At 40.8% G+C, this 21,956-nt stretch carries 15 protein-coding genes and 1 pseudogene; 9 read left to right on the top strand and 7 right to left on the bottom strand.

What is annotated here, in order from left to right; all coding sequences use genetic code 11:
- The first annotated feature begins 472 nt into the window (after nt 1-472).
- Nucleotides 473-1,387 (top strand): hypothetical protein, encoded by a 915-nt coding sequence (locus tag R7R78_RS21165; protein WP_225474203.1) that lies wholly within the window; start codon nt 473-475, stop codon nt 1,385-1,387.
- Between the two features lie 1,086 nt (nt 1,388-2,473).
- Here R7R78_RS21165 and R7R78_RS21160 read toward each other — a convergent pair.
- The 4 genes from R7R78_RS21160 to R7R78_RS21145 all read right to left on the bottom strand — a co-directional run bounded on the left by R7R78_RS21160 (nt 2,474) and on the right by R7R78_RS21145 (nt 5,678).
- Nucleotides 2,474-2,902: a hypothetical protein gene (locus R7R78_RS21160; protein WP_225474202.1), complete on the bottom strand. Its 429-nt coding sequence runs from the start codon at nt 2,900-2,902 to the stop codon at nt 2,474-2,476.
- Nucleotides 2,899-4,251, bottom strand: coding sequence for a TcdA/TcdB catalytic glycosyltransferase domain-containing protein (locus R7R78_RS21155; RefSeq protein ID WP_225474201.1), 1,353 nt, complete (start codon nt 4,249-4,251; stop codon nt 2,899-2,901). Before R7R78_RS21155 ends, R7R78_RS21160 begins: the two co-directional genes overlap by 4 nt.
- Nucleotides 4,252-4,255: 4 nt before the next feature.
- Nucleotides 4,256-5,053, bottom strand: coding sequence for a hypothetical protein (locus R7R78_RS21150; RefSeq protein ID WP_171346317.1), 798 nt, complete (start codon nt 5,051-5,053; stop codon nt 4,256-4,258).
- Nucleotides 5,054-5,351: 298 nt separating this feature from the next.
- Nucleotides 5,352-5,678, bottom strand: a complete 327-nt coding sequence (locus R7R78_RS21145; RefSeq protein ID WP_171346316.1) for a hypothetical protein — start codon at nt 5,676-5,678, stop codon at nt 5,352-5,354.
- Between the two features lie 262 nt (nt 5,679-5,940).
- Between R7R78_RS21145 and R7R78_RS21140 the strand changes: the two genes are divergently transcribed.
- The gene (locus R7R78_RS21140; RefSeq protein WP_262634369.1) at nt 5,941-7,191 is read left to right on the top strand and encodes an HlyD family efflux transporter periplasmic adaptor subunit; all 1,251 of its coding nucleotides are present in this window, start codon (nt 5,941-5,943) and stop codon (nt 7,189-7,191) included.
- Nucleotides 7,191-9,320, top strand: a complete 2,130-nt coding sequence (locus R7R78_RS21135) for a peptidase domain-containing ABC transporter (protein WP_225474199.1) — start codon at nt 7,191-7,193, stop codon at nt 9,318-9,320. The genes R7R78_RS21140 and R7R78_RS21135 overlap by 1 nt, the downstream gene beginning before the upstream one ends.
- A gap of 1,018 nt (nt 9,321-10,338) precedes the next feature.
- Here the strand turns inward: R7R78_RS21135 and R7R78_RS21130 are convergent.
- A complete protein-coding gene (locus R7R78_RS21130; protein WP_225474198.1) occupies nt 10,339-10,947 on the bottom strand; it encodes a LysE family translocator in 609 nt (202 codons plus the stop codon).
- Between the two features lie 161 nt (nt 10,948-11,108).
- Between R7R78_RS21130 and R7R78_RS21125 the strand changes: the two genes are divergently transcribed.
- On the top strand, nt 11,109-12,467 hold the full coding sequence (locus R7R78_RS21125) for a PLP-dependent aminotransferase family protein (protein ID WP_225474197.1): 1,359 nt from the start codon (nt 11,109-11,111) through the stop codon (nt 12,465-12,467).
- Between the two features lie 721 nt (nt 12,468-13,188).
- The gene (locus R7R78_RS21120) at nt 13,189-14,562 is read left to right on the top strand and encodes a carbohydrate porin (protein WP_225474204.1); all 1,374 of its coding nucleotides are present in this window, start codon (nt 13,189-13,191) and stop codon (nt 14,560-14,562) included.
- A 63-nt stretch (nt 14,563-14,625) separates the two neighbouring features.
- Here R7R78_RS21120 and R7R78_RS21115 read toward each other — a convergent pair whose 3' ends face one another.
- Nucleotides 14,626-15,612, bottom strand: a complete 987-nt coding sequence (locus R7R78_RS21115; protein ID WP_005373712.1) for a LacI family DNA-binding transcriptional regulator — start codon at nt 15,610-15,612, stop codon at nt 14,626-14,628.
- A 235-nt stretch (nt 15,613-15,847) separates the two neighbouring features.
- Between R7R78_RS21115 and R7R78_RS21110 the strand changes: the two genes are divergently transcribed.
- From R7R78_RS21110 to R7R78_RS21100, 3 genes are all read left to right on the top strand, one after another.
- Nucleotides 15,848-17,287 (top strand): sucrose-specific PTS transporter subunit IIBC, encoded by a 1,440-nt coding sequence (locus tag R7R78_RS21110; protein ID WP_025767958.1) that lies wholly within the window; start codon nt 15,848-15,850, stop codon nt 17,285-17,287.
- A gap of 165 nt (nt 17,288-17,452) precedes the next feature.
- Nucleotides 17,453-18,376, top strand: a complete 924-nt coding sequence (locus tag R7R78_RS21105) for an aminoimidazole riboside kinase (protein WP_225474196.1) — start codon at nt 17,453-17,455, stop codon at nt 18,374-18,376.
- A 31-nt stretch (nt 18,377-18,407) separates the two neighbouring features.
- Entirely contained in the window at nt 18,408-19,862 is a 1,455-nt protein-coding gene (locus R7R78_RS21100; protein WP_167416164.1) for a sucrose-6-phosphate hydrolase, read from the top strand.
- Between the two features lie 126 nt (nt 19,863-19,988).
- Here the strand turns inward: R7R78_RS21100 and R7R78_RS21095 are convergent.
- Nucleotides 19,989-20,099 (bottom strand): annotated as a pseudogene (locus R7R78_RS21095) (dihydrofolate reductase); the annotation flags it as partial.
- A 253-nt stretch (nt 20,100-20,352) separates the two neighbouring features.
- On the opposite strand from R7R78_RS21095, the gene yghU reads away from it, so the two are divergent.
- Nucleotides 20,353-21,210: a glutathione-dependent disulfide-bond oxidoreductase gene (gene yghU / locus R7R78_RS21090; protein WP_005373705.1), complete on the top strand. Its 858-nt coding sequence runs from the start codon at nt 20,353-20,355 to the stop codon at nt 21,208-21,210.
- The last annotated feature ends 746 nt before the right edge of the window (nt 21,211-21,956 follow it).

Raw genomic sequence — 21,956 nt, 5'->3', positions numbered from 1 at the left:
TGGCGCTGGACTAAACAAAGGCCCCCTTTTAGGGGGCTCACACAAAGCCACCTTCTTTAGAAGGTGGTAATTTACTTATCGAGCCAAAAAGTTGGATACAAATCCAAGAAGTTGGTCGATGTTGGCTGTGGTCTTTGTGTACGGTACCTGTTTAGTTGAAGCGATACATATGGTGTTTTTACCCGTGAACACATTCGTAGTGGGCACGTTGTGTATGTAATAGTTCTAAGAAGGTTTTGCCCCAAAGTCATTCAGAGTAAATGCTCTTTCATATCTTGCTGATGTAAATTTACCCTACAAAAAGTTATCCGATAGAATACAAACCAACATAACTGCCCCTTCACTATTGCTTGTTTGACTTGATAATTTGCCTATTTAACCAGTTAATTCCTCGAGGCATCTTGTTGGGGAATGATAAAGCACTGAAAATATTGTTATTATCCTTTTTCATTTACTAGTAAAACTAAACCCCATGAGATATGAATCCGCTCCTGTAGATCCAGTAGAAAGACAAAAAACCACAAGAGAACGTACAGTACGTCAACGCCTAGAACGTCAGGAAGAGCTGAGATATACCGCGAGCGATGAGAAACGATGGGCTGAAAATAGAGAGCGCGTTCTTGCTGAACGCAAAGCTGCCCAACAAGCTTATGGCTTAACAGAAAAAGAATGGGACGATGATTTACAAAAGCAAGCTAAAGAATATCAATGGGACACCTCTCAACAAGAGAACGTCAGTATTGCCGTACTAACCGTTGAAGAAGCCAACGAGTATTTGGATTTGCTCATTAAAGACACGCACGGACAGCTCACTATAGGTAAGGACTACACTGGCGTTAGCAAGGGACTTAAAGACGCTTATGACGTGGCCAAAGCTCTCGGTGGATTTGGGGCAACCGCCAAAGCCGTCAATATCAATGGTGTAATGAACATTGTGGTTGAGAACTACAAGCCTCGATATTTAGATTTAGGTGTCCGTTGGCAGGAAGCAACGTCTAAAATGCTTAAAATTGGCCACGACCTAAACACCGTTCGAGGCAATGTCAGTTTCTTGAGCAGCAATATCTATGTAGAACTTGTGTTCATTGGTGCGGTTAATGCAGTTGATTACATATTGCACGATGAAAAAACGCTAGGTGAGGTAGTAGGACAGTTTACATCGGATGTATCAAAAGGTGTGGTTGCTGGTGTGATTGCTCAAGGCATAACGATAGGGCTTAGAGTTGGAGTTACCGCAGCGTTTGCAGCGCCACCAACAGCGTTATTGTTGGGTTTCTTTGTGCTTACTGCTTTCGGTATTGGTAAAGTTGTTTCGGCTATTGATGACCAATACAAGTTCACCGAACCAATGAAAAAAGAAATTGAGAGGTTGATTGATGAAAATTAATCGTTTTCGCTCTGGACTATTTTTGGCGGCATGCATAGCATCATCATTGATCATAGTCCCGTTCTCTACCAATGGCCTTTACGACTCAGAAAGTCTCCCAAATGTGGTCGAAATATACAGCCCACTAAATGACGCGTCATTACTGGCTCTTAGCTACGCAATGATCACTGCATCGTTATTGTCATTGATAGTATTCACTACTGGCCGATGCTTAAGATGGTTACCTAAAGCGGTTGTGCTAGTTCTAAGCTGCTTATTCTTGGCTTCCTTTTCATATGGTTGGCATACGAATGTATCAACAAAACAAGAGCTTAATGAGAAAGGCTATATTGAATGTGTATCTGAACGGGAGCTTGCATTGAAGTTCTCAAGCAAAACTTATGTTCTTCCACCCGAGACTTGCGATTAAAGGTTTAGTGAAGATGGCCACTAGCGAACTGGTAATCAATGAAAGTAAATAGCCGTTTACTTTTTGAGGAAGCTTGGTAATCACTGCCAATACTTCGTCACATAGCGCAGGGGCATCTTCATAGGGGTAATATCATTAACGTCCACTGGGTGGTGCACGTCACGAATGTCCTAGCCAATTTTCAGCATTCTTACCATTCTTGGAGCTAACACACCTTGGTTGGTTAATGGGATACTAATCCTACCGTTTGTAGTGGCCAAAGGAGTTTGGCCACGCATTTGAAGCCCATCCATACATAAACTAATCAGTATTTCGCTAATTTAGCAAAATCACTAACTCAAAAATGTCCAGAAACGTGTTTGAATGGGACCGCTCAATCTGTGGATGCTCAAGACAACCAGTTTGATACTTTATCACTCAGTTGTAGCGTGAGTCAGACTTTGTAGTAGGAAGTAGTATGAAACTTTATTCCTCTCCTACATATGCGCTTCACTAACGCTTCGAAATTTTCGGAGACATACGCCATGATAAAATAACTCAACAAACTAACAGGAATAGGCATACTCGAAACTCAGTATATCGTTTAAAATGCAGACAATTTTGTTAGTGTTCAATCTCAAGTTGAATTTCGCAAAAAATTCGCTTGGCTTTGAAACTAAACCACGCAATAAAGCACATTATATTTTAAAACAGTAGCTAAGACTTTGTGAGGAGACCCAAAAACTCATAAAGCGAGGACCAACACTGTGAATTTTTGAGCTGTATCCAGTGATATTATCTGCCTTTTTTCTAAGTACTTTGACATAAGAAGATGCTAGTTCATTGAGCGCTGTAATTTGGATCTCTTGGATTTGGTGATGCACAGTATTATCTAACAATTTCCATTGCCCTTTTACTGCTGTCTTGTATCGTAAAACCTCTCCACCGGGGACTTTTAATAGTAGTGTGAATATATCACTTTGAAAGGATTCTTGACTGTAGATGGTCTTATCAATAGTGGCTGCGGCGGGTCCGTCTTTGATGCATTTCCAACTGCCTAAAATGGACTTTTCGTTAGCATACGTATAACTGGAGAAGCTAAATATCAAAATTAGTAATAATCTCATTTATTCATCCAAGAAGAGTTTATGTGTTTGAGGGTGAACATAGTTTGCTCTGAATAAGAAAGACCAAACTGTCTAAGTTTAAAAGCATAGGAGATAGCACTGGGGCTTGCTTCGTTGTCTAGTTTGCACAATTGATAAGCACATCCAATCATGACTTCTAACAATAGTGATGGTCCAGTTAGTATAAGGGTTACTTCTTCATCAACTCCTTTTTTAAGTCCATCATAACGATAGTGCTGGAGTCTTCGGTAATAATCATCGTCATTCATCCTAGTATTAGATAACGCCTCAAATATGTAGCCGTGAGTTTCACAGTGTCGATAGCGTTTTTTCATTTCTCTTAATACTATCCCCAGCGCTTTTGAGTTTGGATGAGCAGCTATGAGATTATTATTAAATTCACCCAAACTGTTCTTAGAAGCTGATATCGATAAAAGGTGCCGGTGTACAACAGGATATTTAAACATTGAAAAATGCAGCCCCTTAGAGATGACTTGTTCTAACTCAGATAAGACCTTCGGGTGATGCGCATTGAGCAGCTCAATACAACCATCTAACTCAGGTTCATTCTTAGGATTGCTACCTAGCAACTGAGATGCGGCGGTGTGACTAAGTACAACATCAACTAAATTTAAAAGAGAAGGGGTCAGTTGGCTTGTATGTTGAAGTAATGTGGAGTTGTATTCCAATTTAGGAAGTGTATCCACATCAATATAAACACCACCATACAACTTAAGGATCAATATTCTTAATATATCGCTTGCAGCTGCGAAATTACCCCTTAAGATCGTTTCATACAAGTAGAACTTTTTGAAATCATCATCAAAAAAAATAGCTTCAAAATCTCCACGTATATCTTTGACTTCAAACTTACTTTCCAAAATTGATAAATTATGACTATATTTATCTTTCTCTAATTGAAGTTTGAATACTAATTCTGGGAAATAAATTTGAGAGTATGACTCTAATGTTTTATCTAAGCTTGAAATCCCATTTTTTGTTGCAAATTGATATAAAATATTTTGTGATTTTATAAGATTACAGCCATTTTTATTGCAAATTAAGTTCAATAATTCATTTCTCAAAGAAGAGTATTGTGTTTGACTGTCTATCCAAAGTGTCAAAGATGAAGTTTTTTTTTGCCAGATATTTAAGTAATCCAAGCTATTTAGGTTAAGGTTACCAAGCCAGATAAAATGACACGAATTTGGCACTTCATACATATTTAAGCTAGAAAGTTCTCTCGTTCTTATGTTTTCTTTGCAGATAATCTCATTGATTAGATCATAGTTCTCTTCATCTATAAATTTATCGAACGTGCAGACCGCTCGTTTAAATAAGTCGACCAATTAATTATCCTCGTACTTTCTCTAGCAATTTTTGCTTCTCTTGAGTAAAAGTAACCCATTGCCTGAGCACCTCACTATTGTTAGCTTCGTTTTGCACTCCACATTGCTGACCACCAATACTAATATCAGGGTTCGAATACAAACCAATCACAAAACCATCTTTTAGGTTCTCATTCATTACTGTACGGTAAGGTCCGCAATGGTAAGCGTGCGCTTGGGATTGTGCTGACTGAAACCATTGGAGTCCGCCTTTCTCATGACCTGCCATTGCAAGGTGGCCTAGTTCATGTTCAAGAACATATTGGTTACCATTTAGTGTAATAGCAGCCATTCGAGCAACGTCTCCAGGATAAGTGTAACCTTTATATTCTGATGGTAGAGTCTTAACGACAACAACTATAAAGTCAGTTAATGACCCTAGATGCTCTTGCTTTTCTTGGTCAGACAAATTGTTTATCAGGCGATCGTATAAAAGTGAAAATTCTTTCGCACTGTGCGGAGTGAAAGCATTATCAACAAAAGTAACACTAGTCAAGAGACGTTCAATAGGTATACATGAACGTTGCAAAACTTGATTGGAGGTGGCCACTAATTCGGAAATCTGGAGTAAAATCTCGTCTTCACTCATATCAATTGAGCGCTCGACGAAAAACTTTAAAGTGGTGGTTAATGTATCATTTTTACTACATTTATGCACTACTAGTTCATTCTCTCTAGAAGTATTTGCGTTAGAAAACAATAACCACGACAAGAAGAACAATAACGCAAAAAATCCCAAAAAGAAGAGTGATTTTTTTTTCATATTAAAAGTTATTAAAGTTTAATTACTTTGACGCAGATAAATCTAATTAGCTATTTGTTAACTAATAATTAATCCGTACAGTCAACCAAAAAATTTTTAGTCTCAATACCAAACAGTATAAGCCAAAGCCTAAAAATCTATAGAATAAGCCAAACTTGATTTGTAACTTTTGAAATGAGAAACATTTTCATATAAAGAACTAAATCAACTAAATAATTAACAAAAACAACCTTATTTGGTAAAAATATGGAAAGTTATGGTACAGTTATATTTAAGTTTGGCTATTAGTTTTAAGTTTCTAAGATGCTTTAGCAGCGAAAACGCGAATTACATTTAGGCCAGAACCGCTACTCGAACTGCTACTTGAACCTCGACCTCTGCCACTGGCTCGGGTATTACAGCCTCCGGTTTTAATTGGAGTGCTTTGACCCATATCGTTACCTTTCTTAATGTTTGCTGCATTTGTACCAGAACCACCATACTGACCACCGCCTAACGCACTACCTACAATCTCATTTATTGCATTTGTATAATCATTTGGATTTCTGGGGTCAAAGCCGCCTACAACTTGATTTAAATCTTCTTCACTTAAAGTTTGAACTTTAGAGCAAGTCACTTTCTTCATTATTTATATCCTTGTCAATTTAACTTATATTAGCGTGACCTTAAAAAGCCGGTGCTTTTGCAAACAACACAATAAAACTAGTTTTGTTAATGAAATATTGCGCTGCTGTATGACTTATACGCTCTCAAAGTGAATGATTTCAACATAATTATTACATAAATTCATGATATGTGACATTTGGCACATGTTTTGTGAATTATTCACTATTCCATTTATATGATTAGGGCATACTATAGATATATCTAAATTCTATAATTTTGGAATGGAATCAATGCTGTTTAGGGATGAGGTTGTTAAATCTAAGCGAACCAGAATTACTGGGAATATAATAATTGTTCAGCCTATATCAATTTATACTTCTTCTTTAATGATATTCTTGATATTTATTTTGGTCGTAATGTTTCTCACACATTCTGAGTACTCACGTAAAGAGAAAGTTAAAGGGTACTTAATTCCAGAGAAAGGGTTAGTTAAAGTGTTCTCGGATAGAGAAGGTGTTGTAGATGAACTATATGTTCAAGAGGCCGAATACGTTACCGCTGGGCAACCATTAATCAAGGTCAGAAATAGTCAAAGTTTAGCAACTGGTATGGAACTATCTGATGCATTGAGTAAAGAAATTGGTAAGCAGATATCAACACTTCGGGTAGAGCTTAAGACAAGAGAGAAAATTCTTGGAAATGAACGGTTACGGATTGAGCGACAGATTGTACAATTAAATCAGAGTTTGTCTTCTGTGAAAAAAGCAAGAGCCACGAATAAAAGACGCCTGACTATTAAAGAAGAACAATACTTAAAAAACTTAAAACTATTTAAAAAAAGGTATATTTCTGATACACAGCTTTCTATGTTTCAAGAAGAATATCTCGAAACTAAGGAAACGAATGATCGTTTTGAGAGAGAAATAGCAATAACTATGGTTGATTTATCTAAATTGGAGTCTGAATTAGAAAGCTTGCCAGAAAAGATGTTAATAAAGAAAGCTCTATTAGAAAGACAAATTTCCGAATTGGAGACAAGGCAATACGAGTTAGAAAACCAATATGAATTTGTAAAAATGGCACCAGAATCAGGAGTGGTAACTGCAATTCATCCATCGTTAGGCATGCGTATAAATAACCAATCTCCCATTCTTAGCATCATTCCTGAGAATTCATCGTTGGAAATTGAATTACTACTTCCGACACGTTCTGCAGGTTTTGTTCAGAATGGAGATATAGTACAAGTTCGATTTGATGCTTTTCCTTACCAAAAATTTGGTTTGATAACGGGGGCGGTTGTGAATATGGATAAAGCATTGATCTTGCCAACAGACAAAGTGCTACCGGTTAAAATTAATGAAGCAGTGTACCGTGTTAGAGCAAAGATAAATCAGCAGTCAGTTACCGCCTATGGAAAAGAATTTCCACTTAAGGTAGGTATGATAGCTGATGCAGACATTATACTAGAGAAGAGAACATTGCTAGAATGGCTCCTAGATCCCATTTACGCGCTTAAAGGGCAATTAGGTTAATGGAAGTCTCAAATATATCTGACAAGATCACAACTCAATCCCTAGATCTACTTTCTTTCTCAGGTCTTAAGCGTGTACCTATCATATTACAGTCAGAGGTATCAGAGTGTGGTTTAGCATGCTTGGCCATGATTTCATCGTTCTACGGTCATAAAGTAAACGTTAGCTCTCTGCGTAGTCACATGAAGCTTGGATTACAAGGAATGAATCTCAAGCAAGTAATTCACATAGCAGATCAACTACATCTCGCGGGCCGCGGAGTCAAATGTGAAGCCGAAGATATCTCACACCTTGCATTACCATGTGTTCTACATTGGAATCTTGATCATTTTGTAGTACTTACGAAAGTCTCGTCAAGGCACGTTTATATCAATGACCCTGCTTTTGGTCGACGTAAACTCACTCTCGCACAGTTTAGTCAATCATTTACGGGTATAGCGTTGGAACTCACTCCTACCGCCAAGTTTGAGAAAAATGATACTAGTAAAACAATTCGTATCAATCAGTTGTGGGAAAAGGTGACAGGCCTTAAACGAACTTTAGGTACGTTATTGATACTTTCATTGCTATTACAATTTTCGGCATTGATTTCCCCCTATTACATGCAATGGGTGATAGATAATGTTTTACTCAGTAACGATAAACCTCTGCTATTTGTACTTGCTTCTGGGTTTGCATTACTCAATCTAGTCCAAATTCTAATCAGTGCGTTTCGGAGCTGGATCGTAATTCGCCTCAGTAGTGCCCTTAACATTCAAATGGGTGCAAATCTATTTCAGCATATGATACGTTTACCTTTGTTATATTTTGAAAAACGTCATGTCGGCGATGTTGTTTCACGCTTTAGTTCCCTCAATTCTATTCGAGAGTTGTTTACGACAGGTTTAGTCGAGACATTTATTGATGGTGTCATGGCTATAGTCGTTATTATCATGATGTATTTATATCACCCTATGTTAGCGACCTTAGTTTTAGGGTTTGTATTTACATCGTTTATTATTCAGGTTTTTTTTTACTATCCTTGCCGTCAAGTTACAGAAGAGTCGATTGTTGCTAGTGCGAAGGAAGATTCTAATTTTCTTGAGTCTATTAGGGCGATTCAAACTATAAAATTATTTAGCCATGAGTCGGTGAGGCAAAACAATTGGCTCAACCGATACGCGGAAGTTATCAATACTGACATTCGATTGGGTAAGCTACGTATCTCTGAAGGAGTGTTGGTCAACCTACTATCTGGACTTGAATCAATATTGGTTGTGTACTTTGGTGCATTAGCAACAATGGAGAACGAGTTGACAGTTGGAATGCTTCTAGCATTTATTGCTTACAAAGGACAGTTTACTTCAAGTATGTTCGCATTCATTGATAACGTAATCTCCTTTAAATTACTTGGGCTCCATCTTGAACGGCTCTCCGATATAGCACTAGAAAATCGAGAAAGTACCGATGCAAAAGCTGTCTTACCTACACAAATTCAAGGGCACTTGACAGTGGAAAACCTTGCCTTTCGCTATGCAGATAATACAGAGTGGGTTTTAAAGTCAGTGTCTTTCGATGTAAAACCTGGTGAATGTATCGCAATTACAGGGCCTTCTGGATGTGGCAAAACCACCTTGATGAAGCTTTTATTAGGGTTACTAAAGCCTACTCAAGGGAAGATCTTTCTTGATGGCATTGATATCACTGCTTTTAACTTGAGTGAGTATCGATCCTGTATTGGTTCTGTGATGCAAAATGATAGCTTGTTATCCGGTACGATTGCAGAAAATATTACGATGTTTGATTCTAGCCTTGATGAAAAAAAGATGCTCGATTGCTGCAAAATGGCTTGTATTTCGGATGATATAGACTTAATGCCAATGGGATATCACTCTTTAGTAGGGGACATGGGGAGCGCGTTTTCCGGCGGGCAGTTGCAACGTTTGTTTTTAGCCAGAGCATTGTATAAATCACCAAAGTTATTATGTTTAGATGAATCCTCAAGTCATTTAGATGAAAACAATGAAATTTCGGTCAATAATAACTTAGCTCAACTTGGAGTTACTAAGGTCGTAATAGCACATCGAAAGCAAACTATCGAACGAGCAGATCGTGTTATAGAACTTTCTAAAATTAATGTTCTGTCGTAAAGTTTTTGGGTTTAGGTTTAGGTTTAGGTTTAGGTTTAGGTTGATATTTGTTCCATTATCACCTCAAACTCCAGAATTCAACTTTGTTTTAATTAGCTTAAGCACAAGGCTTAACAGAAGTCGCCCTAATCTTCGAACATGGTTTTCAGTTATTGACCTGTTTTGACAGGCTTTTAGAATCATTGAAACATATTATAACTGAAAGACGTGGAAACAACTCTCCTGAACTTAACTAGAAGGTAGCATTGGCGACAGCTAAAGGTGGCAATAATGTTGTTGAGTAGGTACAGGAATACAACAAAAGTTTATGCACATTTTGAGTACATGTACTAAATCCAGCGTTGCTTTTAGTATTGGCGCTCAAATATACGACACGAAAAGTGTGGAATACCAAAACTGGAGTTAAATTTTGGTATTAGTTTTAAATCATAATACTTTGGGTTGGGGGTACTTCAATTAAGATGTATGTACTCTATATGCGTTGTCCGTTGATAGTGAAGAGGTCCCCTTAATGCAACGTGAGGTAAAAAGCTGCTATAACATAGTTGTTAATGGCGTCGATTAATGCGGTAGAGCGGCACTTCACAATCCACTTTATGACTTTAATGATGAAATTTGGGGGGGCAGATATGTGTTATTGGCAAACGTTTGTGGAACAGTAGCTAGCTAAGTAATCACCTCTGGGAAAAGGGCACTGGCAAAACCTCTGATATGCCTGTGTCACAATGTTTGCGAGTTTGGTTAGTTTCGAGTTGCATTTGTGTATAGACACACTTAAGCAATGTTGTTGAACTAGAGCTCTAGTGGACTTTGAGCTGTGTTATCAAACACGATCTACTTTCCATGCTTTTAATAAATTCATTGCTTGTTAATATTCAAATTCCCGTAAATGATTTCTGTACAGAACCTTTACAGTTGGCACTTCGTAGCACAGAAGTGCCCCGAAGTGCGTTACAATTCAAAATCCGAATTTAGATAATCTACACTTTTAGGCATACAAAATTCTAATCTTTGCCATTCAGGCAGAGTGCCCCAAAACTGGTAACAATGATATGAATGTGATCGTCGCTAGGCTGATGTTGAACATGCGCTGTCTTAATACGGTATTGAGATAAATACGAATTTTTTTACCAATCCAGACCCAAGTAATATTTGCAAACAGTCCGAATGTCGTAAACACGAAAGTAATCAATGTAACAGAGAACCAATAGTTAGAAGGGAGACTATAACTTGTGACCAAAGCAAGTGATGCCATCCAAGCCTTCATATTACCCAGTTGAAACAACGTAGCCTGAGTTACGTTGATTGGTTTGCTTTTAGTGGGTTCGCCCGAGAAAGGGTTGGTACATAGCAGCTTAATCATCAGCCAGAACATGTAAACCAGACCGATGTATTTTATGGCTAGATACCAACTTGGATGAGTCTGGAGGGCTACACCGACACCACACGCACAAAGCAGAATTAACCCTATTACGCCAATACGGATACCAATTAGGTGTCGCCATGATTTCCTTATACCAAATTGTGCCCCAGAGTTGGCGAGCAATAAATTATTTGGGCCGGGTGTTATGGCGGTGACAAACGCAAATAAACTCATCGCTGGAGTGAGTTCCCATAATGTTGTCATTTCTTTTCTTCTCAAATTAGTGCTGATAAGCCAAGAATAAAGGGATGAAGTGAGAGAGACCTACAGTTAATGCGTCATGGTGACAATTCTTTGATTTCATTTTCGTCAGGCCTTATTTATCCTGAATACAAGAATTAATTGTACCCCTTCGGAGAGAGACAATGTTAGTCCCTGATATATCGGGTCGTTCCGGACCTAAGTTTATGGCACTGGCTGAAGCGATTGCAGAGGTGATAGAGAGTGGTGAACTCGAACCAGATACGAAATTACCTCCTCAGCGTATTTTATCTTATCGCTTAGGTGTGACGGTTGGAACGGTGACGAGGGCATATAGGGAGCTAGAGCGGAGGGGCTTAACGGAACCAAAAGTAGGAAGCGGTACTTATGTACGTAACAGAGAAACTGAACTGAACCACTTTTATCATCCGGTATTGGAAGAAAAAGGCATTGATCTGGCACGTTGCCGACCTTTGCTATTATCGCAGCCGAAATTTCTGGCGAATGCGTTGAAAGAGCTATCACACAAGGAAATTGCGCAGGCAGCCGTGCTGGATTACTACTCCGCTGATGGCATTCAGGGTCATAACGAGACTCTTCGACAATGGCTGATGACCAAATTCAATATCGATATTGATGCACGGCGTCTAGTTTGGACTCATGGAGGGCAACACGGGATATCGTTGATTATTCAATCTCTGAGCCGCCCTAAAGATACAATTCTTGCTGAAGGGCTGTGTTATCCAGAGTTCATCTATGCATGTCAGCAATCCGAACGAAAGCTAGTGCCAGTAAAAGTCGATGAACATGGATTGGATCCAGAAGATATGGCTTTGCACTGTAAGAGGCATCGCCCAAAACTGCTTTATCTAACGCCGGGAATACAGAACCCGACCGGAGCTCAGTTAACGGATAGCCGAAGACTAAAAATCATAGAGATATGTCGTCGTTACAATGTGTTGATTATTGAGGACGATGTTCTCTACTGCCCACCGCCTGATCGAAAGAGTCCCTTAGTTGCTATCGCTCCAGATATTACCTTATACGTGGGCAGTTTTTCTAAGTACTTCGCAGGGGGATTACGACTGGGATTTATCATTTTGCCACTACCCTTTAAGGATTTATTGCAACGTGCGCTACGAGCCAGTTGTATGTATGTTAGCCCTCTAATCATCGACCTGGTATGTCGTTGGCTAACCAGTGGAGCTATGCAGGCAGTAGATGAAGAGATCGCGATGGAACTCAGTGCTCGTCATCGGATCTGGAAGACTGTATTTCCCGAAATCCATATCGGCGTTCCTGGCTACAATGTCTGGCTACCTTTGCCAGAGCCGTTAACAGGGTATCATTTTAACCAATCGTTGTTGAAACATGGGGTCAGAGTGAGAGAAGCGGAAATGTTTGCTGTGGGTCGGTATGAAGTGCCGGCAGCAGTGAGGATATCACTGGCAGGTCCATTAAGCCGCCCACAATTGCAATCAGCTCTAGATATCGTCAGAGACCAAATCACAAGGCTCACTTAAACTTCATAGCTCATATTGATTATTCACTGCCTAACTAAGCACCACTAGGCAGTGGGATATAAGCATTCGTAGCTACAAAACACGATGGAGTCAGGTCTTACATTTTGCTGCTAGAAAATATGGTTTAGTGTTGCTAATCCTAGATCGGTGAGTTTGAGCAAGAAATCTAACTCATTTTTGTCCAAAAATGAGTTTCGTTAGCTTGGACTAGAATAACAAAACGCTCTTCACGAAAGTTAAGGGCCTTAACTGCCTTTCATGTCGTTTGAACCAAGGTATCGAGATCCGCTTCGCTCTTAGTTACGTTCAACCTTAGCTGCTACTTTTCATCAATAAATAGAGATGAGTTACCATCAAGGAGCATAGAGAAGCGAGTGAGCACTATTCTCTCAAATGAACACTAAACTCCTTCCTTGTAGCCTGTCACCTTCAAACTACTTCCTCTAGCGCTAACAATTAATTCAAATGTGCGCTGGTTAATGATTTTTCTGTAAGTAACACAATTGAACGTGATAGAAGTAACAAAATGGCCTCTTAACGGTAACGTTCCCGAAAAGTTTATATATTATCGCCATCATTGACACAAGTGGTAGAGACGCTCTGAGTCTGAGCGCTCTGAAATTCAGACTTTAGATAGGTATTTAAAGTCACCATAAGTTTGCAATTTTACTTGGGAACGTTTGCAAATAACCTAAGTATAAATTTACGTGAGACTATGGAAATGAAACTACACACTTTGACGATGGCAGTAGCGCTTGGGCTGGTTACAGCACCTGCATTCGCAACAACAGATGTTGACGCTCTTGAAAAGCGAATTAATGAATTAGAACAGAGACTTGAACAGACAGAAAAAGTATCCACAGAAGCAAATGAGAAAGCCTCAAGCTTTGAGTTTCATGGCTACGCTCGTTCCGGGCTGCTCATTAATGATGATCTGAATGGTGCAGTGGGTACTGGTCCTTACATGACGGCAGCTGGTGCTATTGGCGCGCCAATTGGACGATTAGGGGTTGAGGATGATCATTATGTGGAAGCAAACCTTATTCACAAACGCTTTGCAGATGATGGTTCCAGCGCATTGTTCCGAATCATGTTGGCAGATAGTACGGAAACCAATAACGAATGGACAGCGAGTGAGAGTCAATTAAACGTTCGTCAGGTATATGCTGAGCTAAACAAGTTGAGCATGTTCTCTGAATCAAGTGCGTTTGCTGACGCAACGTTTTGGGCAGGTAAACGATTTGACCGTGATAACTTTGACATTCACTTCTTTGACTCGGATATCGTTTTCCTATCTGGTACTGGTGCTGGCGTGTATGACGTCCAAATGAACGATTCATGGAAAGCAAACTTCTCGATCTATGGTCGTGATTTTGGTGAGATTGATAGCTCGTCAACTGATGTTGAAAACTATATCGCGACAATGAACAACCGTTTTGGTAATTGGCAATTGATGCTGAGCGGCATGACGTCAGCTGATAACAATGATCGCGTAGAAGGCGCAGCGGACAAAGGTTTACATGCGATGTTTGCTTACCATGGCGATACCTTCTTTGGCATGAGTGAAGGCTTCTCTAAAACCGGTATTTTGATGGGTGATGGACTGGGTGCGGAACTTAAAGGCATCGGTTCAAACGGAGATTTGTTAGAAGACGCAAAAGCCGTACGCTTGTTCAGCTATGGTGTAACACGCATCGGCGACAACTGGCGTGTAGCACCTGCGTTGCTAGCAGAACACAGCCAAGATCGCTTTGCTAAAAATGATGAATTTACGTGGGCATCGTTCAACATCCGCTTAGCGCAAGAGTTTACGCAGAACTTTGAGATGGTTTATGAAGGCTCATACCAATACATGGACCTAGACAATGCGATTGATAAAGCAAGTGGCAGTTTTTACAAAGCGACAATCGCACCAACGCTTAAGATGTCTACCGCTGCAGGTTTCTTTGACCGTCCGGAGCTACGTTTTGCAGTTAGCTACGTTGATTGGAGCGAAGACTTGAATGGCTACTCGATTAGCCAGGATGCGGGTGCTGCAACGATGGGTGATGGTGGTGAAGTTCTGTTTGCACTGCAAATGGAAACTTGGTTCTAAAGGGATCTAACCGACAAAGAGTAATAAGAAAAGCGCCAACTGATTTCAGTTGGCGCTTTTTCATTAACAGGACTGACGCTCAATTGTTTTGAAGGTTAGTACCATCTTACTCATTTCAAAACTTCTGTTGGCAATTCTATCTAGTAGCAGTTTCGCACCATTTTCACCCGCTTTATCAAATGCATAGTTAAATGTTGATAAGGTTGGGGTACACACTGATGCGAGCTCATCATCACCAACTCCTAGCACTAAAACGTCTTTACCCGGTGTTAACCCGAGCTCTTGAATCGCTCTCATCGCACCGATAGCAATACGGTCTGTCGCACAGAACAAGCCATCTAGCTTAGGGTTCTTTGTTAAGTGTTGTTTTGCCAATGAATAGCCAGAATCGATGGTAAAGTCACCACGAGCATGGAAGGCGATCTCAAAACCATGGTGTTGCAGCGCTTGAACAAATCCTTCAGAGCGTTGCTTATCTACCGCGATATCGTCACCTTGCACGCCAATAAAACCCATGGTTTGGCAACCTTTTGCAACCAGTCTATTTCCCGCTTCAAACCCTACTCGTGCGTCATCATGAATGATGCTTGGAATATTAAACATGGAACCATCTTGACCGACGAGCACAACTGGAACGGCTGAGTTTTGAATTGCTTTTACCAGCTTGGAATCGAGGTGGGTGGCGTAAAGAATGATCCCTTCAACCCGTTTTTGGTTAAAGATCTGAATGTATTCCAGTTCTTTTTCGTGGGCTTGGTGAGTGCTAGCAAGTAAGACATGTTTCCCTGCTTTTTCAAGGACATCGGTTAATCCATCGACACCTTGGGATGTGGCATGAGAGGAAACCCGAGGAACAATGACACCAACCAGATTGGTCTTTTGAGATTTTAGATCTTTAGCGACTTGGTTTGGCACATAGCCACACTCCGCTACTGCTTGGCGGACTTTCAGTTTTGTCGCTTCTTTTACGCCATATTCATCGTTTATAACCCGTGACACTGTTGATTTTGATACGCCAGCCAGACGGGCGACATCATGCAGACTCGCCATTGTTCCTATCCATTCTGTTTTTCGTTTTTGGGATTGTTTGCAAAGAGAAGATGAAAAGCTCTTTGATAAGTAGCGATTCTAACCTCCTATACTGCTCTTAGGGAGAGAATTTGACGATCATTCTCACATTCTCTCTGCTTTATCTTTGATCATTTGGTTTTATTGAGCAAAAATCTGTTTTGCAAACGTTCCCTAAAATTTCGCAAGCTCAGATAATAATCCAATGGGGTATGAAATGAATTATCCGGCAGTAGCAAAAGAGTTGTTAACTCTATTAGGTGGTAAAAGCAACATCACCGCACTTGCGCATTGTGCGACACGCTTACGCCTTGCCGTTGCAGATGAGCAAAAAATAGATGAACAAGCGATTGATAGCCTTGAAGGAGTAAAAGGGCAGTTCAAAGTTGCGGGTCAGTACCAAATCATTTTTGGATCTGGCATCGTAAACCAAGTTTATGCAGAAATGGCGAAGTTGACGGGGATGAGTGAAATGTCCACCAACGACGTTGCGTCTGCTGGCGCAGAGAAACAAAACATTGTTCAGCGCGCGGTGAAAGGGCTGTCTGATATTTTCGTTCCAATCATTCCAGCAATCGTCGCTGGTGGTTTGTTGATGGGTATCTATAACCTATTGACTGCTCAAGGCTTGTTCATTGATGGCAAATCTTTGATTGATGCCAACCCAGGACTGACAGACTTGGCGAACATGATCAACACGTTTGCGAACGCGCCGTTTGTTTACCTGCCTATTCTGCTGGCATTTTCAGCCAGTAAGAAGTTTGGCGGTAACCCATATTTAGGGGCGGCGCTAGGTATGTTGATGGTTCACCCTGACTTGCTGAATGGTTGGGGATTCGGCGGCGCATCTGTGTCTGGCAACATTCCGGTTTGGAATATTCTTGGCTTTGAAATCCAAAAAGTGGGCTACCAAGGTTCGGTGTTACCGGTTTTGGTATCGGCATTCATTCTTGCGAAGGTTGAGCTAGGCTTACGTAAAGTCATACCTTCTGTTTTAGACAACCTTTTAACGCCATTACTGGCGATTTTCATAGCGGGTTTGCTGACGTTTACTGTCGTCGGTCCGTTCACGCGTGATATTGGTTTCCTATTGGGTGATGGTCTGAACTGGCTATACAACACTGCTGGCTTTGTTGGTGGTGCGGTATTTGGTCTTATTTATGCTCCGTTTGTTATTACTGGTATGCATCACAGCTTCATTGCGATTGAAACTCAACTTCTTGCGGATATTGCGACGACGGGCGGCACCTTTATCTTTCCTATTGCGGCGATGTCTAACGTTTCTCAAGGAGCGGCAGCGTTGGCGGTGGGCGTGATGAGCAAAGATAAGAAGATGAAAGGTATTGCGATTCCATCTGGTGTTACGGGTTTGCTGGGTATTACAGAACCGGCTATGTTTGGTGTTAACTTAAAACTACGTTACCCATTTATTGCGGCAGTTTGCGCTGCGGCGTTATCAAGTGCGTTCATCACAATGTTTAATGTGAAAGCTCAGGCATTGGGCGCAGCTGGTCTTCCAGGCATCATTTCCATTACGCCAGAGAAGATTGGGTACTACATCGCGGGTATGGTGATCGCGTTCTTGACCGCATTTGTTCTCACCATTGTTCTTGGTATGCGTGACCGCGCTAAAGTCGGTAGAAAAGCAGCGGCTTAATCTGAACTCCTTAGGGGTGGAGTCCCCCAAAATCCACTTCTTTTCCTAAATGTTTGGGGTGCTAGTCAAGCACTAATGGCTTGGCTAGCCTTTTTCAATTTTTACTTGGTAGTGAAGGTGTTCAACACGTTGGACTATCAGGGCTTTAATTTCAAGGTAAGCAAGATGAATCAAGTGTGGGTAACTGGTGATGCTGTTGTCGATCTAATACCGGAATCTGAGACTTCTTTACTCAAATGTCCCGGTGGTGCACCAGCGAATGTCGCCGTAGCTATTGCTCGTCTATCTGGTAAGAGTGCGTTTTTTGGACGTGTAGGTGATGACCCATTTGGTCGATTCATGCAATCAACGCTCGATCAAGAGGGCGTGAGCACGGAGTTTCTCGTTAAAGATCCTGAGCAAAGAACATCAACAGTGGTGGTGGATTTAGACGAGCAAGGTGAGCGCAGCTTTACGTTTATGGTAAAACCGAGCGCTGATCAGTTTATGTCTGTTGAAGACATCCCTAACTTTAAGCAAGGTGATTGGCTGCATGTCTGCTCGATTTCACTGGCAAATGAGCCAAGTCGAAGCAGCACATTTGAGGCGATCAAAAGAGTAAAAGCCGCTGGTGGTTTCATTAGCTTTGACCCTAACTTGCGTGATGAAGTGTGGCAAGATCAATCAGAAATCCAAGCTGTCGTGATGAAGGCTGTAGCGATGGCCGATGTGGTTAAGTTCTCTGAAGAAGAGCTTTTGTTCTTAACTGACTCAACATCGATGGCGCAAGGTTTACAACAAATAGCCGCTTTGAATATTGCTTTGGTCTTGGTGACACAAGGTGCGAAAGGTGTTTGGCGCGTCTTTGAAAGTCAGAGTGAACTGATCACAGGTCAAGTCGTTAGTCCGCTTGATACCACAGGTGCGGGTGATGCTTTTGTCGGAGGGCTACTGGCATGCCTGTCTAGGTATGACGATTGGAAAAATCATCCTGTTGTTAGCTCTGCGATTCAATGGGCAAATGGCTGTGGTGCATTAGCGACGACGCAAAAAGGCGCAATGACCGCGCTTCCGACCCAGACAGAATTGCTGCAATTTATTGGGCAATGATCTCCAGATCCAATTTCAGTTGAGAAAAATTATGAGCTTAAACAACCGTTGGACTGTAGAGCAAAGATATCGCCGACTTGAGCAAATCCCTCAGTGTGATATCGAAGAAATGACACTTTCACGTCAGCAAGATAAAGGCTTTCCTAGTTTTCATATCGCCCCTAGATTTGGGTTGTTAAATGACCCAAATGGGTTGTGCTATTTCAATGGTGAGCACCACATCTTTTACCAGTGGACGCCTGTGGGACCAGTCCATGGAATGAAGTATTGGTACCACCTTTCTACTAAAGACTTCATCTATTTTACTGATCATGGTGTGGGTCTTCATCCCGACCAAGACTACGATTCACATGGTGTTTATTCGGGTGGCGCTTTGGTGGAAAACAACAAGGCTTTGCTGTTTTTTACTGGTAATAAGCGTGACCAAAACTGGAATCGAATTCCAACACAGTGCTTTGCCACCATGGATTCAGACGGCAACATTGAAAAGCATGGTGTGGTCATTGAGAACGAACATTACACGGAGCACTTTCGTGATCCAAAAGTTTGGAAGAAAGGCGATGACTATTTGATGGTGGTGGGAGCTCAAACCAAAACCGAGCATGGTTCAATGGCGCTCTATCAAAGCAAAGATTTGAAAACGTGGCAGCATAAAGGTCCTATCAAGACCAAGTTTTCTGACCTTGGGTACATGTGGGAGTGTCCTGATTTCTTTGAGATTAATGGTCAATCGGTGATGCTGTTTTCTCCGCAGGGCGTGAGCAGTGGTAATCCTTATGATTTCAAAAACATCTATTCTGTCGCATATATCGTGGGTGATCAGTTGAACCTAGAGTCGATGACTTTAGAAAACCACCAAGATATTTTGCAGCCAGATTATGGGTTTGATTTCTACGCCCCACAAACCTATTTAGATGAGAATGGGCGTCGCATTCTTATTGCATGGATAGGGTTGCCAGAAATCGACACACCATCGGTCACACACCAGTGGGCAGGAATGTTGTCTCTTCCTAGAGAACTAACGTTGAAAGATGGTTTTCTTGTTCAAACTCCACTCCCTGAATTGGAGAGTTTAAGAAAAGAAGAGGTGGTCTTTGCACAGTCCCATACACTGGAAAGCACAAGTTGTTTGATCCAATTAGACCTTGAGGGCGATGGCTTTGAACTTGAGCTGAGTAACCTCAAAGGTGACAACATCGTCTTTAGTGCGACAAAGCACGAGTTTATTCTGGACCGTCGTCACATGTCTCATTTGTGCGCAGAAGAATTTGGTAGCATTCGAAAAGCACCAAGATTGGACGCTAAGCAGACGATTGATATATATATCGACAATTCTGTCATCGAGATTTTCATTAATGGTGGCAAACACACGATGACCAGTCGTTTCTTTATTGATGACCTTAGTAAAGTAACGTTGATAGGGTTGGAACAAGCAAGGCTTTTCCCTTTGAAAGGTATTACAGGCTTGTTTGAGTCATCTTTATAATTGGTCATATCAAGCGGAGTGCCTTTTGATATACGAGCCTTTTGATATAACAGCTCCTCAGTAGGCATCAAAAACGCCCTTCATATCTCCATGAAGGGCGTTTTTTGTTCAAAATACCTAGGTAGATTATCTTTCACGCACGTAGGTCGTTTGAACTAAAGTATCCAAAACAACTTCACTCTTGGTGACTTTGAAGTTTAGCGGTTGTTCTAAATCCCCAAATAGAGGTGCGCCGCCGAGTGTCGCTTACTCATCGTTGGCATCTCGAACCTAGTTCACATTATCGCGACGTTTTTACTTATAGCGTGAAAGAAAATCCCATAACCAAAGGTTCTAACTAAAAGAGATTGCAGGACTTTTATTTAGCGAATTCGACCTAATATCTTGAGTATGCCTAATCGCAGTTGGCGAAGAGGTGATGTTAATAATGCTTGCTGGCGCGTAAGACCCGTCAGTTTGAAGATGCATTCAAACACAATAAGGGAAAACAATGGCTAACGAATACATTCCACCAAAAGTTTGGACAAACGATAATGAAAACGGCGGTCAGTGGGCGAGCATCAACCGTCCGGATTCTGGCGCACGTCATGAGCAAGAGCTTCCAGTTGGTGAGCACCCATTCCAACTTTACTCAATGGGTACCCCAAATGGTCAGAAAGTGACGATCATGTTTGAAGAGCTTTTGGCGGCTGGCGTAACGGCAGCAGAATACGATGCATACCTGATTAAGATTGGCGATGGCGACCAGTTTGGCTCTGGCTTTGTGGCTGTTAACCCAAACTCTAAAATTCCGGCATTGGTTGACCGTTCGGGTTCTGAGCCAGTGAACGTGTTTGAATCTGGCAACATCTTGTTTTATTTAGCAGAGAAGTTTGATCATTTCTTACCAAAAGAAGGCGCTAAGCGTGCTGAGGTAATGAACTGGTTATTCTGGCTGCAAGGTTCTGCGCCATATCTAGGCGGTGGTTTTGGTCACTTCTACGCGTACGCACCAGAGAAGTTCGAGTACCCAATCAACCGCTTTACAATGGAAGCAAAACGTCAGTTAGATGTATTAGACAAGCGTCTTGCGAACAATGAATTCCTAGGTGGCGATGAGTACAGCATCGCTGATATCGCAACATGGCCATGGTACGGCAACCTTGTGTTGGGTCGTGCTTACGATGCGGCTGAATTCTTAGACGTAGAAAGCTACAAAAACGTTGTGCGTTGGGCAAAAGTAATTGATGAGCGTGAAGCGGTAAAACGTGGTCGAATTGTGAACCGTTCATGGGGTGAAGAATGGGAGCAGTTACCTGAGCGCCACAGCGCAGAAGATATTGATAAAGTATTGAAACTTAAACCATAAGCAATCTTGGCCTAGCTACGTCAAATGAGTTTAGTTTTATCTATGCTTATACAGTGACCTTAATCAAATCTATAGCGCACCATATACGGTGCGCTATTTTTATTCTCATTTAGTCTCGAAATGCTAATTTATATCACCTCTTGAAGAGCATTTAGTTCGTAGATGAATCTTTAATGTATTTATATATTATGATGCAAAACAAAGCTCATATTTCCATGTTAAATATGGACTGGTTATACTGCTTTCTAATAATTAAATTATTTAAAAATTATAAACTGATTTTATATCCATTATAAATAAAATTAATGATAATTAATATTTGACATAACCACTAAATTTGTGTGGAATATGCGGGTTGATTTTTTTGATGAAATAAAATTAATTTCTAGTACTTTTATTTAAGACAAGCTTAGCTTTTAGCGATGTTTAATTATTAATGCTTATATCATGAAAGAGGATATGTATGATGTCGTCGTTTGAGTCGTACTGGGTTGGGATACGTCAAAGAATAGCCGTACAAACCGAAGGTAACCGCAGTTTAAAGTCTCTAGTCATTAAAAAGCAGCGTGTGAACTTAAATAACAGTGGGTTATCCTTTCGCGCTAAGTCCGGATGCCTTATCCCTCACTGTTATACCAAGTTCTCTGATGAGATAAACCTAAAAACATCGAAAAAATCGTCTCTTAGTTTTAAAAAAGGAAAGCTGTATTTTTCTCCAGTTTAATAATAAATGAAATTTACATAAA

It is taken from the genome of Vibrio sp. 2134-1 (assembly GCF_033339495.1).
This window is presented reverse-complemented; position numbering and strand designations above follow the sequence as displayed.